7 protein-coding genes are annotated in these 16,529 nt (G+C 72.6%); all 7 read right to left on the bottom strand.

Going from position 1 to position 16,529, the window contains the following annotated elements; all coding sequences use genetic code 11:
* Window positions 1–2: 2 nt before the first annotated feature.
* Window positions 3–1,385 (bottom strand): aldehyde dehydrogenase family protein, encoded by a 1,383-nt coding sequence (locus tag TU31_RS25720; RefSeq protein ID WP_042158631.1) that lies wholly within the window; start codon window positions 1,383–1,385, stop codon window positions 3–5.
* The gene (locus TU31_RS25715) at window positions 1,382–2,386 is read right to left on the bottom strand and encodes a proline racemase family protein (protein ID WP_042158952.1); all 1,005 of its coding nucleotides are present in this window, start codon (window positions 2,384–2,386) and stop codon (window positions 1,382–1,384) included. The genes TU31_RS25720 and TU31_RS25715 overlap by 4 nt, the downstream gene beginning before the upstream one ends.
* A gap of 31 nt (window positions 2,387–2,417) precedes the next feature.
* Window positions 2,418–3,326 carry a dihydrodipicolinate synthase family protein gene (locus TU31_RS25710; protein WP_042158630.1) on the bottom strand — a complete coding sequence of 303 codons (909 nt, stop codon included), beginning with the start codon at window positions 3,324–3,326 and terminating at the stop codon, window positions 2,418–2,420.
* 71 nt (window positions 3,327–3,397) lie between these two features.
* Window positions 3,398–4,861 (bottom strand): NAD(P)/FAD-dependent oxidoreductase, encoded by a 1,464-nt coding sequence (locus TU31_RS25705; protein ID WP_042158628.1) that lies wholly within the window; start codon window positions 4,859–4,861, stop codon window positions 3,398–3,400.
* Complete coding sequence (locus TU31_RS25700) at window positions 4,842–5,156, bottom strand: (2Fe-2S)-binding protein (RefSeq protein ID WP_042158626.1); 315 nt, start codon at window positions 5,154–5,156, stop codon at window positions 4,842–4,844. Before TU31_RS25700 ends, TU31_RS25705 begins: the two co-directional genes overlap by 20 nt.
* Before the next feature lie 27 nt (window positions 5,157–5,183).
* On the bottom strand, window positions 5,184–6,338 hold the full coding sequence (locus tag TU31_RS25695; RefSeq protein WP_042158625.1) for an NAD(P)/FAD-dependent oxidoreductase: 1,155 nt from the start codon (window positions 6,336–6,338) through the stop codon (window positions 5,184–5,186).
* 152 nt (window positions 6,339–6,490) lie between these two features.
* A complete protein-coding gene (locus TU31_RS38140; RefSeq protein WP_042158623.1) occupies window positions 6,491–16,132 on the bottom strand; it encodes an Ig-like domain repeat protein in 9,642 nt (3,213 codons plus the stop codon).
* Between the last annotated feature and the right edge of the window lie 397 nt (window positions 16,133–16,529).

Raw genomic sequence — 16,529 nt, 5'->3', positions numbered from 1 at the left:
TTTCACATTGCTCCCACCGTGGAGAGGGTGTACGTACGGCTGGAGGTGTAGAACTCCAGGGCGGCGCGGCCCTGTTCCCGCGGTCCGTGGCCGGATTCCTTGGCGCCGCCGAACGGCAGATGGAAGTCGACTCCGGTGGACGGGGCGTTGACTCTGATCATTCCGGTGTCGAGCTGGTCGAGCCCGTGCAGGACCGGATCCAGACCGGCCGAGTGGACCGAGGTGACCAGGCCGTACGGGACCGAGTTGGAGATCCGGACCGCATGGGCCAGGTCGTCGGCGGGCAGCAGCGCCGCGACCGGTCCGAAGACCTCCTCGCGCAGCAGCTGATGGCCCGGGGGCACCTGCTCGACCAGGGTAGGGGCCGCGTACCAGCCGGGGAGGCCGGGCGCGGTTCCGCCCGCCAGGACCGAGAGGCCGTCCCGGGCGCGGGTGACCCGGTCGCGGGCCTGCTCGTTGATGAGGGGCCCGCACACGGTGGCGGGGTCGGCCGGGTCACCGACCGGCACCGCACGCAGGGCTTCCGCGAGCGCTTCCCGCAGGGGGCCGAGCGCCGGTCCGACCGCGATCACACGACGGGTGGCGGTGCACTTCTGGCCCGCGTATCCGGCGATCGCGGTGGCGATATGGCGCGCGGCCTGCTCGATGTCCGCGTCCGGGAGGACCAGGGCCGCGTTCAGACCGCCCATCTCGGCCTGGACCGGGACGCCCCGGGCCGTGGCGGCCTGCACGACCGCGCGGCCGACGGTCGTCGAGCCGGTGAAGGAGATGACGTCGGCGACGGAGACGAGTGCGTTGCCCTCGGTCGCTCCGCCGGGCAGCACCGTGCACACCCCGGTCGGCAGGGCCTGCTCGACGAGGGAGGCGAGGCGCCGGGCGCAGGCCGTCGCCTCGGGGGCGGGCTTGAGGACCACCGCGTTGCCCGCGGCGAGTGCCGGAGCCGCCTTCCAGCTCGGAATGGCGAACGGGAAGTTCCAGGGGGTGAGGAGGCCGGCGACCCCGTAAGGACGGCGGCGGGTCAGCAGCAGCCCCGGGCCGACGGCGGTCTCGTGCACGGCACCGAGGGGTTCGTAGGGGGCCTGGGCGTAGTAGCGCCAGATCGCGACGCTTCTGGCGATCTCGGCGCGCGCCTCGGTGAGCGGCTTGCCCACTTCGCGTACGGCGAGCGCGGCCAGTTCGTCCGCGGCGGCCTCAAGGGCGGTGGCGACCGCGCCCAGGGCGGCCGAGCGGGCGGCGGCACCACCGGCCAGCCAGGCGGGCTGGGCCGCGCGGGCCCGCTCGACGGCATCCGCCGCGGCGAAGGCTCCGGGGGCCGGAACCGACACCAGGACATCGGACGGATCGGCCGGATTGCGGGAGGTGACGGAAGCGACGGCGGTGGTCACAGGAGGAAGCCTCCGGGGAAGGGGTCGTCCGGGTCGAGGAAGTACTGGGCGGTGCCGGTGATCCAGGCGCGGCCGGTGACGGTCGGCACCACGGCGGGCCGTCCGCCGACCTCGGTCTCGGCGACCAGCCGGCCGGTGAAACGGGTGCCGATGAAGGACTCGTTGACGAAGTCCCGGTTCAGGGGCAGTTCACCGCGGGCGTGCAGCTGCGCCATCCGCGCCGAGGTGCCGGTGCCGCAGGGCGAGCGGTCGAACCAGCCCGGATGGATCGCCATCGCGTGCCGCGAGTGCTGGGCGTCCGAGCCGGGGGCGGCCAGGTAGACATGCTTGACGCCGGCGATCTCCGGCTGCTCGGGGTGGACCGGACGGTCCGGCGAGGCGTTGATCGCCGTCATGACGGCCAGTCCGGTGGCCAGCAGATCGTCCTTGCGGGCCCGGTCGAACGGCAGCCCCAGCGCGTCGAGTTCGACGAAGGCGTAGAAGTTGCCGCCGAAGGCGAGGTCGTAGGTGACCCTCCCGAATCCCGGGACCTCCACGGTCCGGTCCAGGCCGGCGCAGAAGGCGGGCACATTGGTGAGGGTGACCGACTTCGCCACCCCGTCCGCCACGTGTACGTCGACGGCGACCAGACCGGCCGGGGTGTCGAGCCGCACCGGAGTGACCGGCTCGGTCACCGGCACCATGCCCGACTCGACGAGGACAGTGGCGACCCCGATGGTGCCGTGCCCGCACATCGGCAGCAGACCGGAGACCTCGATGTAGAGGACGCCGTAGTCGGCGTCGGCGCGGGTGGGCGGCTGGAGGATGGCGCCGCTCATGGCGGAGTGCCCCCGCGGCTCGTACATCAGGAGGGTCCTGAGGTGGTCGAGGTGCTCGATGAAGTGGAGTCTGCGCTCGGCCATGGTGGCGCCGGGCAGCACCCCGACGCCACCGGTGATCACCCGCGTGGGCATGCCCTCGGTGTGCGAGTCGACGGCGTGGAAGACATGACGCGTACGCACCATGAGTCCTTTCGAAGCGGCACGGATGCGGTCAGTGGTGTCCGGCGGCGACGGCCTTCTCGGTGGCGGCCCGGACTTCGGCCTCGATCTCCCCGGTGAGCGGGGAGCGCGGCGGGCGGGCGGGGCCACCGTGGCGGCCGACGAGGTCCATGGACAGCTTGATGCACTGGACGAACTCCGTCTTCGAGTCCCAGCGCAGCAGCGGGTGCAGGGACTTGTAGAGCGGCAGGGCGGTGTCCAGGTCACCGGCGACGGCGGCGTGGTACAGCGCGGCGCAGGTGGCGGGGAAGGCGTTGGGGTAGCCGGCGACCCAGCCGACCGCACCGGCCACGGCGAGTTCCAGCAGGACATCGTCCGCGCCGATCAACAGGTCGAGTTCCGGGGCGAGTTCGGCGATCTCGTAGGCGCGCCGTACGTCGCCGGAGAATTCCTTGACCGCGACGATGCTGCCGTCCTGGTGCAGCCGGGCCAGCAGCCCGGGTGTCAGATCCACCTTGGTGTCGAGGGGGTTGTTGTACGCGACGACCGGCACCCCCGCCTTGGCGGCCTCGGCGTAGTGGGCGCGGACGGCCGGTTCGTCGGCGCGGTAGGCGTTCGGGGGCAGCAGCAGGACCGAGCCGCAGCCCGCCTCGCCCGCCTGCTCCGCCCAGCGGCGGGACTCGGCGCTGCCGTAGGCGGCGACGCCGGGCATGACCCGCGCGCCGTCGCCCGCCGCTTCGACCGCGGTCCGCACCACGCGGGCCCGCTCGTCGTCGGTGAGGGTCTGGTACTCGCCGAGCGAGCCGTTCGGTACGACGCCGTCGCAGCCCTGCTCGATCAGCCAACGGACGTGCTGGGCATAGGCGTCATGGTCGACGGACAGATCGTCGCGCAGCGGCAGCGCCGTGGCGACCATGATGCCGCGCCAGGGGCGGGTGCTGTTCCAGGTGAGGGCGGTCATGCCGGTGAACCCTTCTGTAGCGTGTGACATTTTATTGGGTCGTCCGCGGCCGCCACAAGGGCGACGGGCGGTCAGTCGTCGACGGGCGGGGCGGCGTCCGGCCGGCTTCCGGCGGGGTCGCCGGCCGAGGCGAGCGCCGAGAGCGGAACGGGTACCGCGAACGGACGGCGTTCGGCGAGTGGTTCCGCCGCTCCGTCACCTGCCGCGAGGCACGCCGCTGCCGTCCCGCACATCCGTCCCTGGCACCAGCCCATACCGGCCCGGGTGAGGAGTTTGACGGTGCGGGCGTCACGGGCGCCGAGGCCGGTGACGGCCTCGCGGATCGTTCCGGCGGTCACTTCCTCGCAGCGGCAGACCTCCGTGTCATCGGTCAGCCAGCCCGTCCAGCCCGCCGCCGGTGCATGGCTGACGGCCATCGCCTCGGCGAAGGCACGCATCCGGTCCTGCCGACGCCGCAGCGCCCGTACGCGCCCTTCGTCGGCCGGGCGCCCCTGGAGCCGGGCGGCTGCCGCGAGCCCGGCCAGTTCCCCTTCCACCCGGGCGAGCGGGGCGCCGCCCACTCCCCCGGTCTCCCCCGCCGCCCACAGCCCGCGTACGGAGGTTTCCTGAAGGCCGGTCAGGGCCAGGCCGGATGTTCCGTCCGCGGTGCGGCGGGTGGCGCAGCCGAGTGCGGTGGCCAGTTCGATCTGCGGGACCAGGCCGTGGCCCACCGCGAGCGCGTCGCACGCGATCCGCCGGCCCGTCCCCCGCACGGGCCGCCAGTCGCGGTCGAGCCGGGTGACGGTGACGGCCGCCACCCGGTCGGTGCCGTGCACCTCGGTGACCGCACTGCGGGTGCGCAGCCGGACCCGGTGCCGCAGCAGGGCGGCCCCGTGGACCGCCGCCTCCACGAGCTTGTGCGGATTGGCGGCGAGCGCACGGGGGTGTCGTGCGTACCCCAGATAGCCGGACGCCTCGATCACGGCGGGAACCTGCGCACCGGCGGCGGCCAGCGACGCGGCGACCGCGAGCAGCAGGGGCCCGCTGCCCGCCACGACGATCCGCTTACCGGGCAGCACCAAGCCCGACTTGAGCATGGCCTGCGCTCCCCCGGCGCCCACGACCCCCGGTACGGTCCAGCCGGGAAAGGGGAGTTGGCGTTCATAGGCGCCGGTCGCGAACAGGACCGTACGGGCCCGCACCCGGACCGATTGCTCCCCGGTGCCGTCGGGCCCGGTGACGGCGTGCACCGCCCACAGGTCACCGTCCTCCTTCGTGACGGCCCAGACATGGTGCCCGGACAGCCGGCGGACATCGCTCCGCTCCAGGCGCCGGCGCAGTTCGGCGAAGGCCGCCCAGTCATGGTGCAAGGCTTCGGGCCGGGCCGCGCCCACGGCCGGTGCCGGATGCCGGTAGAACTGGCCGCCGGTCTGCGGTGCGGCGTCCAACAGGGCCACCGTCAGACCGAGTTCGGCTGCCGTGACGGCGCCGGCGAGACCGGCGGCCCCCGCGCCGATCACCGCGAGGTCGTACGGGTCAGACGCCGATGCGGGCATGGCCGTGTCCCTCCTGGGTGGTGATCACGTCGCCGGGGCTTGCGGGCACCAGACAGGCCCGGCGGTTGGGCTCCCCGTTGATGGTGGCGAGGCAGTCGTAGCACTGCCCGATACCGCAGAAGGCACCCCGCGGACGGCCGGTGGTGCGGGTGGTGCGCCAGGCGAGGATGCCGGCGGACCACAGGGCCGCGGCGACGGACTGGCCGGGCAGGGCGGGGACCGGACGGCCGTCCATCGTGATCTCGAACGGCGGGCCGGGGTTCGCCCCTGCCAGTTCGGCGGGGGTACGGGCCACTGCGGGCCTCCTCTCGTAGCGGACGGGTCAGGCGGCGGCTTCGAAGCGGGCGGGGCTGAACGGGCCCGGGTCCAGGGGCGGTTCGCCCCCGCTCAGGGACCGCGCGATGAGCAGCCCGGTGGCCGGGGCGAGGCCGATTCCCGCGCCTTCGTGACCGCAGGCGTGCAGCAGACCGGGCACCCGCGGATCGGGGCCGATGGCCGGCAGATGGTCGGGCAGGTACGGCCGGAAGCCCACATACGTCCGCATCGCGCGGACCCCGGCGAGCGCCGGGAACAGGGCGGTGGCCTGGGCCGCCAGGCGGCGCAACACCTCGGTCGACACCGTCCGGTCGAAGCCGACCCGTTCCCGGCTGGCGCCGATCAGAACGGGTCCGGCAGCGGTGCCCTCGACCACCGCCGAGGTCTGGAGTGCCGCCGAGCCGCTGGCGACGTCGGCCACGTAGTCGGCCGCGTACACCTTGCGCCGTACCACCCGTGGCAGCGGTTCGGTGACGAGCACGAAGCCGCGGCGCGGCAGCACCGGGAGTTCGACGCCCGCGAGCCGGGCGAACTCGCCGCCCCAGGTGCCGGCCGCATTGACCACGTACGGGGCAGAGACCTCGCCGGCCGCCGTACGCACCCCCCGCACCGCCCCGTCCGCCGTGGTCAGCAGGCCGGTGACCTCCTCACCGAGCCTCAGGCGCACCCGCTCACCGCCCGCCCGCAGGAGATGGGCGGCGGCCAGGGCCGGCATCACCTGAGCGTCCTGCGGATAGTGGAAGCCCCCTGCCAGGCCGGATGTCAGATGCGGTTCCAGCTCCCGCAAGCGGTCCGCGGGGACCTCCTCCGCCCGCACACCGGCCTTGCCCTGTCCGGCCGCGAAGTCCCGCAGGGCCCGCATCCCGGTCTCGTCGGCGGCGACCACGAGGCCGCCCTTGGGCTCGAACTCGATCTGCGGCGGGAGCAGTTCCGCCAGTTCCTGCCACAACCCCGTGGACAGCAGCGCGAGATCGAGTTCGGGGCCGGGCTCCTTGTCGGAGACCAGGAGGTTGCCCTCCCCGGCTCCCGTGGTGCCGCCCGCGACGGGGCCGCGGTCGATCACGGTGACGGAGAGGCCGGCGCGGGCCGCGTAGTAGGCGCAGGCAGCGCCGACCACGCCCGCTCCGACGACGATGACATCCGAGCTTCTTCTCGTGGGCACGTCAGTAATATTTCACATTGCACTGACGCTGCCAAGGGTGACGCATTGATCCGGTCGCAACTCCCCTGGATTCAGCGCCCGTCGTCGCGTCCGGATTCTTCACGACTCCCCGGGCGCGGGTAAGTAACGGACGCGCCAACCGGACCGCTCCGTCAGTTCACCGTCTGGACAGTGGTTCCGGTGGACGGCGCGAAGCTGACGTCGCCGTTGTAGTTGCCGGTGACCACGTGGGAGCCCTTCGACAGCGGGTTGAACGACGTACTGGCCGTGCCGCCGACGAGAGGCACGGTCAGGGGGCTGCGTCCCGTGATGGCGAGGGTGACGGTTCCGGTAGGCGTGCCCGTTCCGGGGGCAACGGGAACCACGGTCGCGGTGACCGTGATCCGGTCACCCGTCGTGGCGGGGTTGGGCGTGGAGACCACGGTGGTGGTGGTCGTGGCCCGGGTGACGGTCTGGGTGTCGGTGCCGGTGGAGCCGTTGAAGCTGGCGTCCCCGCCGTAGGTGGCCGTGAGGGTGAACGGGCTCCCGGTGGTGGTCGTATAGGCGTGGGTGACGGTGGCGACTCCGCCGGAGAGGGTCGCGGTGGCGGTGCTGGTGCCGTCACCGAAACTGAAGGTGACCGTGCCGGTCGGCGTACCGGAAGCGGAAGAGACCGTCGCCCGGACGGTCACCGTCCCGCCGGACACCGAGGGGTCGGGAGAGGAGGTCACCGTGGTGGTGGTCGCATTCTTGGTGAGCGTCTGGGTGTCATCGCCGGTGGAGGGCGCGAAGTTGGCGTCCCCGTTGTAGGTGGCCGTGACGGGGAAGGGGCTGCCGGACCTGGTGGCGTAGGTGTGGGTGACGGTCGCGGTGCCGCCGGAGAGGGTGGTGGTGCCGGCGCTGGTGCCATCACCGAAACTGAAGGTGACCGTACCCGTAGGAGTACCGGCCCCCGGCGCCACCGCAGCAACCGTCGCGGTCAACGTCACCGCCTGCCCCGCCACCGACGGATCCGGCGAAGAAACCACCGCCGTCGTCGTCGCCGCCCGGCCCACCGTCTGCACATCACTGCCACTCGACGAGGTGAAGTCGCCGTCGCCGTTGTAGGTGGCCGTGACGGTGTACGGGCTGCCGGAGGTCCCGCTGAAGGTGTGCGTCACGGTCGCGGTGCCGCCGGAGAGGGTGGCGGTGGCGGCGCTGGTGCCATCACCGAAACTGAAGGTGACCGTACCCGTAGGAGTACCGGCCCCCGGCGCCACCGCAGCAACCGTCGCGGTCAACGTCACCGCCTGCCCCGCCACCGACGGATCCGGCGAAGAAACCACCGCCGTCGTCGTCGCCGCCCGGCCCACCGTCTGCACATCACTGCCACTCGACGACGTGAAGCCGGCATCCCCGTTGTAGGTCGCCGTAATGGGGAAGGGGCTGCCGGACCTGGTGGTGTAGGTGTGCGTGACGGTCGCGATGCCGTCGGAGAGCGTGGTGGTGGTCGAGGGGGTGCCGTCGCCGAAGCTGAAGGTGACCGTACCGGTGGGGGCGGCGGCCCCGGGCACCACGGACGCGACGGAGGCCGTGAGGGTGGTGGGCTGGCCGACGACCGTGGGATCCGGCGAGGAGATGACCGCCGTGGTGGTGGCCGCCTTACCGACGGTCTGGGTGTCACTCCCGCTCGACGAGGAGAAGTTCGCATCCCCGTCATACATCGCAGTGATCGCGAACGGACTGCCCGCCGTACTCCCATAAGCGTGCGTCACCACCGCCAGACCATTACTGACCGGCGCCGTCAACGTCGCACTGCCATCACCGAAATGGAACGTGACCGTACCCGACGGCGCCCCCGACCCCGGCGCGACCGACACCACCGAAGCCGTCACCGTGGTCAACTGCCCCACCACCGTGGGATCAGGAGAGGACACCACCGACGTGGTGGTGGCCGCCTTACCGACGGTCTGGGTATCACTCCCGCTCGACGAGGAGAAGTTCGCATCCCCGTCATACATCGCGGAGATCGCGAACGGACTGCCCGCCGTACTCCCATAAGCGTGCGTCACCACCGCCAGACCATTACTGACCGGCGCCGTCAACGTCGGACTGCCATCACCGAAATGGAACGTGACCGTACCCGACGGCGCCCCCGACCCCGGCGCGACCGACGCCACCGAAGCCGTCACCGTGGTCAACTGCCCCACCACCGTGGGATCAGGAGAGGACACCACCGACGTCGTCGTCGCGGACCTGCCCACCGTCTGGGTGTCACTGCCGCTCGACGAGGAGAAGCTGTCGTTCCCCTCATAGAGCGCGGTCACCGTGTAGGGGCCGCCCGCGGCCGAGTAGGTGTGGTTGATCCGGGCGACGCCGTCGGAGAGCGAGGTCACGGTGGGCGCAGTGCCGTCACCGAAGTCGAAGGTGACCGCGCCGGTCGGCACCCCGGCACCCGGTGCGACCGGTGCGACGGTCGCGGTGAGGGTCACCGGCTGGCCGACCACGGACGGGTCCGGCGCGGTGACCACCGTGGTCAGTGTCGACGCCGGGTCGACCGTCTGGCTGTCCGTGCCCGAGGAGGAGCTGAAGTTGGCGTCCCCGCTGTAGCGCGCGGTCACGGTGTACGGGCTGCCCGTCGCGGTGGTGTAGGCGTGGGTGACGCCGGCGACCCCGCCGGAGAGCGAGGCCGTGACGGCCGGCGTTCCGTCGCCGAAGGTGAAGGTGACCGTTCCGGTCGGCACCCCGGCGCCGGGCGGGGTCGGAGCCACGGTCGCCGTCAAGGTCACCGGCCGGCCCGTCACCGAGGGGTCCGGGGAGGAGCTCACGGTCGTCAGCGTGGTGGCGGCGCTGACCGCCACCCTGTGGAGGTCGGTGGTGGTGACGGCGGCGAAGTCGTCGTCACCGTGGTAGGTGGCGGTGACCGTGTAGGGGCTGCCGGTCGAATTCGCGTAGGCGTGCGTCACGGTCGCCGCATCGGAGACGACCGGTGCGGTGACGGGCGCGGTGCCGTCGCCGAAATCGAAGGTGACGGTCCCGGTGGGGGTGCCCGCGCCCGGGGGAACCACGGAGACCAGGGCGGTGAAGGTGACCTCCTGTCCGGCCACGGACGGATCCGGGGAGGAGAACAGGGACAGGGCGGCGGAGGCCTGGCCGACGGTCTGGCTGTCGGTGCCGGTGGAGGGGCCGAAGTCGAGGTCCCCGCCGTAGTCGGCCGTGACGGTGTACGGGCTGCCGGAGGTGCCGGTCCAGGTGTGCCGCACGGTGGCCACGCCGGCGGTGACCGTGGCGGTGACGGAGGGGGTGCCGTCGCCGAAGTCGAAGGTGACGGTGCCGGTGGGCGTCCCGGCCCCCGGCGCGACCGCGGAGACCGTCGCGGTGAGGTCCACCGGCCCGCCCGTCACCGAGGGATCGGGCGAGGAGGTCACGATGGTCGTGGTCGCGGCCTGGGCGACGGTCTGCGTTCCGGTCCCCGTGGAGGAGCTGAAATCGGCGTCCCCACTGTAGTCGGCCGTGAGGGCGTAGGGGCTGCCGGAGGTGCTCGCCCAGGCGTGGGAGACGGTGGCGGTGCCGTCCGTCACGGGTGCGGTGACGGACGGGGTGCCGTCACCGAAGTCGAAGGTGACCGTGCCGGTGGGCGTCCCGGCCCCCGGCGCGGCCGCGGAGACCGTCGCGGTGATGTCCACCGGCCCGCCCGTCACCGAGGGATCCGGCGACGAGCTGACCACCGTCGCCGACAACGACGGCTGCACGGTGTGCGTTTCGGTGCCCACGGAGGCGGTGAACCGGTCGTCGCCGTAGTAGGTGGCGTGGACCGTGTACGGGCTGCCCGTGGCGCTCGTGTAGGTGTGCACGGCGCTCGCCACGCCACCCGCCGCGGCGACGGTAACGGGAGCGGTGCCGTCGCCGAAGTCGAAGGTGACCGTACCCGTCGGCGGGGCGCCCCCCAGGACGTCGGAACTCACCCGCGCGAGGAACGTCACCGGCTGGCCGGTGACCGAGGGCTCCGGCAGTCCGCTGACGGTGGTGGTGGTCGCGGCCGGGCCGACGGTCTGTGTGCCGGTACCGGTGGAGGGGCTGAAGTCGGCGTCCCCGCTGTAGGTGACCGTGACGGTATAGGGGCTGCCGGACGTACCGTCCCAGGCATGGGTGAGGGTGGCGGTGCCGTCCGTCAGGGGTGCGGTGAGGGCCGGGGTGCCGTCGCCGAAGTCGAAGGTGACGGTGCCGGTGGGGGTGCCGGCACCCGGTGCGACGGCGGAGACCGTCGCGGTGAGGTCCACCGGCTGCCCCGTCACCGAGGGCGTCGGCAGTGCGCTGACGGTAGTCGTGGTCGCGGCTGGGGCGATCGTCTGCGTGCCGGTACCGGTGGACGGGGTGAAGTTGATGTCCCCGCTGTAGACAGCCGTGACGGTGTACGGGCTGCCGGAGGTGCCGGCCCAGGTGTGTGTCGTCGTGGCGACCCCGGCCGTGACCGGCACCGTGCTGGGTGACGTACCGTCACCGAAGTCGAAGGTGACCGTGCCGGTCGGTGTCCCGTCCCCGGGCGCGGCGGCCGAGAGGGTCGCGGTGACGGTCACCGGCTGGCCGGTCACCGCCGGTTCGGGCAGCGAGGTGACCACCGTCGTGGACGCGGCCTGGCCGACGGACTGAGTGGTGGTGCCGCTGGAAGCGGTGAAATCGGTGCCCCCGCCGTAGGTGGCGGTGACGGTGTACGGGCTGCCGGACGGGCTGGGGTAGGCGTGCACGGCGGTCGCCACTCCGGCGACGACCGGCTGTGCGGACGGGTCCGTGCCGTCCCCGAAGTCGAAGATCACTGTTCCGGTCGGCGCACCCGCGCCGTGCTCCGCCGGAGCGACGATCGCCGTGAAGGTGACCGGCTGACCGGCGACGGACGGGTCCGGTACGGAGGTCACCGTGGTGGTCGTCGCCGCCGGCAGGACGGCCTGGTTGGCCGTGGCCACCGAGCCGGTGAAGTCGTCGCTGCTGTTGTAGGTGGCAGTGATCGTGTACGGGCTGTGGACGCTGCTGGTGTAGGTGTGCATGAGCGTGACGGCTCCGCCGACCAGGGTGGCCGTGGCGGGCGGGGTGTCATCGCCGAAGTCGACGGTGACCGTGCCGGTCGGGGTGCCGGCACCCGGCGGGACCGGGGCGACCGTCGCGGTGAGGGTCACCGGCTGCCCCACGACCGCGGGATCCGGGCCGGAAGTCACCTCCATGGTGGTCGCGGCCGGGTAGAGGGACTGGGAACCGGTGCCCGTGGCAGGACTGAAGTCCGCATCCCCGCTGTAGGTGGCGGAGACGCTGTACGGGCTGCCGGCCGTGGTGGTGTACGCATGAGTGACCGTCACCGTGCCGCCCACAGCGGTGGCGGTGACGGTCGGGGAGCCGTCGCCGAAGTCGACGGTGACCGTCCCGGTCGGCGTGCCCACCGCCGGGGCGTCCGCCGTGAGATGCGCGGTGAAGGTCACCGGCTGGCCGACCGCGGAAGGATCCTCCGACGAGAAGACGGCGACGGACACCGTTCCCGGGTTCACGGTCTGGGTGTCGGTGTCCGTGGACGGGGTGAAGCTCGCCGCACCGTTGTAGGTGGCGGTGACCTGATACGGGCTGCCGGAGGTGTGGGGGTAGGCGTGTACGGCGGTCGCCGTGCCGTCGGTGAGGGGTGCCCGGACGGTCGGGGTGCCGTCGCCGAAGTCGAAGGTGACCGTCCCGGCCGGGGTACCGGCGCCCGCGTCCGTCGAGATGGCGGTCGCGGTGAAGGTGACGTCCTGGCCGGTCACGGACGGGTCCGGGGCGGACTCCACGGTTGTCGACGTGGCTGCCGGTACGACCGTCTGGGTGTCGAAGCCGGCCGAGCCCGCGAAGTTACCGTCACCGCTGTAGACCGCGGTGATCGTGCTGGAGCCGGCGGCCGCGGTATAGGTGTGGGTGGCCGTCGCCGTATCGCCGGTGAGCGGGGCCGTCACGGTCGGGGTGCCGTCGCCGAAGTCGAAGGTCACCGTACCGGTCGGGGTGCCCGAGGCGGGCGGCACGGCCACGACGGTCGCGGTGACGGTCACCGCCTGGCCGACGATGGACGGGTCCGGAACGGAGCTCACCGTCGTCGAGGTACCCGAGACACTGGTCTCCACGCCCTGGGCGACCGTCCCGGTGGAGGCGGCGAAGTCGGCGTCCCCGCCGTAGGTGGCAGTGACGGTGTAGGGACTGCCGGCGGTGCTGGTGTAGGTGTGCGACACCATGGCCACGCCGTGGGAGACGGGTGCGCTGGTGGGCGTGGTGCCGTCACCGAAGTCGAAGGTGACCGTGCCGGTCGGAGCGCCGGCGCCCGGCGGCACCGGGACCACCCGCGCGATCAGCGTCACGCTCTCGCCGACCGCCAAGGGAATCCGCGAGGAGGTCACCGTGGTGGCGGTCTCGGCCGGGTCGACGGCATGGACGATGGTGTCCTCGGACCCGGCGTAGTTGGCATCCCCGAGGTAGACCGCGGTGATCGTGTACGGGCTGCCGGACACGCTGGTGTAGGGGTGGGTGACGGTCACCGTGCCATCCACCAACTGGGCGGTGAGGACCGGGCTTCCGTCGCCGAAGTCGAAGGTGACCGGCCCGGTCGGGGTGCCCGAGGCGGGTGCGGTGGGGGTCACGGTGACGGTCACCGACTCCCCCGTCACAGACGGGTCGGGTTCGGCCGTGACCGTGGTGGTGGTCGCGGCCTGCTCGACGGTGTGCGTACCGATCCCGACGGACTCGGTGAAGTTGGTGTCCCCGCTGTAGATGACGGTGACCGCGAACGGGTTGAGGGGCGCGGTGGTGTAGGCGTGGGTGAGGGCGGCGGTGCCGTCCGTGAGGGGCGCGATGACGGGTGCGGTGCCGTCGCCGAAGTCGAAGGTGACCGTCCCGGTCGGGGCACCCGAGGCCGGCGGGGCGGCCGCGACGGTCGCGGTGAAGGCGACCGTCTGGCCGGTGACCGACGGCTCCGGCGAGGTCGTCACCGTCGTCGTGGACACCGCTTTGGCGACCGACTGGCTGTCCGCCCCCGAGGAGGGGTTGAAGTTGTCGTCACCGCTGTAGGTCGCGGCGACCGTGTACGGGCTCTCCGCCACCTCCGGATTGACGTGGGTGACGGTCGCCGTACCGCCCTCGACGGGTGCCGTGACGGGCGGGCTGCCATCGCCGAACTCGAATGTCACGGTTCCCGTGGGCGCGCCGGCCGCGGGGGCCTCGGGGGAGATCTGCGCGACGAAGGTCGTCAACTGCCCCACCGTGGACGGGTCGGGTACGGAGGCCACCGAGGTGGTGGTGTCGGCCGGCTGAACGGTCTGGGTGTCGCTGCCGAGGGAGGTGGTGAAGTCCGGGTCACCGTTGTAGGTGGCGGTGACCGGGTACGGCAGTTCGGCCGCGTCGGTGTAGGCGTGGGTGATCTCGGCGGTGCCCGCGGTGAGGAACGCGGTGTGCGGCGGTGTGCCGTCACCGAAGTCGAAGGTGACCGTCCCGGTCGGGGTACCGGCGCCGGGCGCGAGCGCGGTGACCGTCGCGCTGAACGTCACCAACTCCCCCACCGTCGACGGATCCGGCGCCGAGACCACGGCGAGGGCGGTACCGGCCGGCTGGACGCTCTGGGTGTCGGTACCGAACGATGTCGTGAAATCCGCGTCACCGTCGTAGGTGGCGGTGACCGTATAGGGGCTGTCCGCCGCGGCGGTGTAGACATGGCCGGTGGTGGCGGTGCCGGCCGTGAGCGGTGCGCTGACGGGCGGGGTGCCGTCGCCGAAGCCGAAGGTGACCGTCCCGGTCGGGGTACCGGCGCCGGGCGCGAGCGCGCTGACCGTCGCACTGAACGTCACCAACTCCCCCACCGTCGACGGATCCGGCGCCGAGACCACCGCCGTCGACGACGCGCTCGCTCCCACCGACTGGGTGCCGGTCCCCGTGGAGGGTTCGAGGTTCCCGTCGCCTTGGTAGGTGGCGGTGACCGTGTAGGGGCTGCCCGCCGTACCGGCGAAGGCATGGCTGGTGGCGGCGGTGCCGGCGGTGAGCGGTACGTCGACGGGCGGGCTGCCGTCGCCGAAGTCGAAGGTGACCGTTCCGGTCGGGACGGCAGCTCCGGGCGGGACGGCGGTGACCGTGGCCGTCACGGTCACCGGCTGCCCGGCCACGGACGGGTTGGGCGCCAGGTCCACCGCGGTGGTCGTGGCCGCCTGCTGCACGGTCTGGCTGTCCGTCCCCGTGGAGGGCGTGAAGTTGTCGTCGCCGCTGTAGGAGGCGGTGACCGGGTACGGCAGTCCGGCGGCGTCCGCATAGGAGTGGATCGCGGTCGCGGCACCGCCGTCCATCGGCACGGTGACGGGTGCGGAGTCGTCACCGAAGTCGAAGGTCACCGTGCCCGTCGGCGCACCGGCTCCCGGTGGGGCGGGAGCGACCCGTGCGACAAAGGTGACCGGCTGGCCCACCAGGGACGGGTCGGGCCCGGACGTCACCGTGGTGGTGGTCGGCGCCGCCTCGACGGCCTGGGTGTCCGTCCCGGTGGCGGGCATGAAGGAGAGGTCGCCGCCGTAGGTGGCGGTGACGGCGTAGGGGGTGGCGGACGGGCCGGTGTAGGCGTGCTCCACCGTGGCCGTGCCGTCCGTCAGGGACGCCGTCACCTGCGCGGTGCCGTCACCGAAGTCGAAGGTGACGGTGCCGGTCGGGGTACCCGTCGTGGACGGGACGCCCTCCACTTCCGCGGTGAAGGTCACCGGCTGGCCGACGAGGGAGGGATCCGGCGTGGAGGTGACGGTCATCGCCGACGGCGCCTTGTAGTCGAAGGCGCCAGGGAAGGTGACGCTGCCCCCCGGTGTGGTGACGACGATGTCGGCGGGGCCGGGGACGCCCGCGGGTGTCACCACGACGAGCACCCTGTCGGAGTACGCGCGGAAGGACCGTACGGGGACGCCGCCGATGGTGACCCCGCTGACGCGGGCGAGGCCGCTGCCGGTCAGCACGACGGTGGTGCCGCCCGCGATCGGCCCGGTGGCCGGGGTGACACCGGTGACATGAGCCACCGCCGCGTAGGTGTAGAGCAGTCGGTTGCTCACCCCGCCGAGGGTGGTGACGTGCACCGGGACCGTGCCGGGGCCCGCGGCAGGAGGGACGGTGACACTGACCTGTCGGTCGGAGAGCACCGTGGGGAAGGCGACGGCGTTGCCGAAATGGACCAGGAGCGTGGTGCGCAGGTTGGCGCCGGTGAGGACGACGGTGTTGCCCCCGCCGATCGGCCCGGTGGCGGGGACGATTGCCGCCAGGCTGGGCCAGGTGAGGTAGAAGAAGTAGCCGACCCTGGCGGATCCGCCAGGAGTGGTGACCGTGATCGGGACCGCGCCGTGCCCCGAGGGAGTCACCGCGACGATGGTCTCGTCGTCGAGAACGGTGAAACTCGCCGCCGGGCGCGATCCGAAGGTCACGGCCGTGGCGTGGGTGAAGTTGCGCCCGATGATGGTCACCAGCGTGCCGCCGCTGGAGGAGCCCTGGTCGGGGAAGACACCGGAGAACCGGTTGCGCGCCGCCAACAGGCCGGGACGGACCCCGGCATCGAATCGCCCCCAACTCGCCCCTTGGGCAGGCCTGTTGTGCAGTGCGGTGAGCGCACCCAGAAGGGCGGCGCCGTCCCCCGACGCCGCCGGATCCGTGCCGTCGACCACGGTGCGGACGACCGGGCCTCCGGCATCGGCCCGTGCCACGAGTGGGACCGGCGCGCCGAGGGTGGGGACCACCCGGTGGGACAGCGGGTCGATGACGGCGAGCCAGTTGCCGTCGCGGTCGGTGACGAGGGCGAGCGCGCAGGGGCGTTCCGGAGTCAGCATGGCGGTGTCACCGCCGATGCGGTGCGCCCGGTGGCCGGGTCAACGGGACGCTCTCCGTAGGACAGTTGGAGGAGGGCGGCGTACCGGCCCGGCGGGGCCACCCATAGGAGAGCGATGACGCGGACGGGGCACACAGCGCGGGCAGCAGGCATGACGGCTCCAGGCCAACTTGCGGGCCCGCCGCACCATGAGACGCCCGTGTACGCGCGCCGACATGGCCGGCCCTGCACATCCCCCACGGAGGAGCGCTCGGACGGCACCGTCAGCACACCGGTGCTCCGAAACGGGCAGGGCGCCTTCCACTCCCCCGGAAAGGATGGGCGGCCCACCGGAATCGGACGGATTCAGTAACCCATCCCGGTCAGGTGCAGGCAACGCAGCGGAACCGAGCTCACCC

It is taken from the genome of Streptomyces lydicamycinicus, from assembly GCF_000829715.2.
Taxonomy (GTDB): domain Bacteria; phylum Actinomycetota; class Actinomycetes; order Streptomycetales; family Streptomycetaceae; genus Streptomyces; species Streptomyces lydicamycinicus.
The sequence above is the reverse complement of the archived record's forward strand: the minus strand, read 5'-3'. Positions and strand labels throughout refer to the sequence as shown.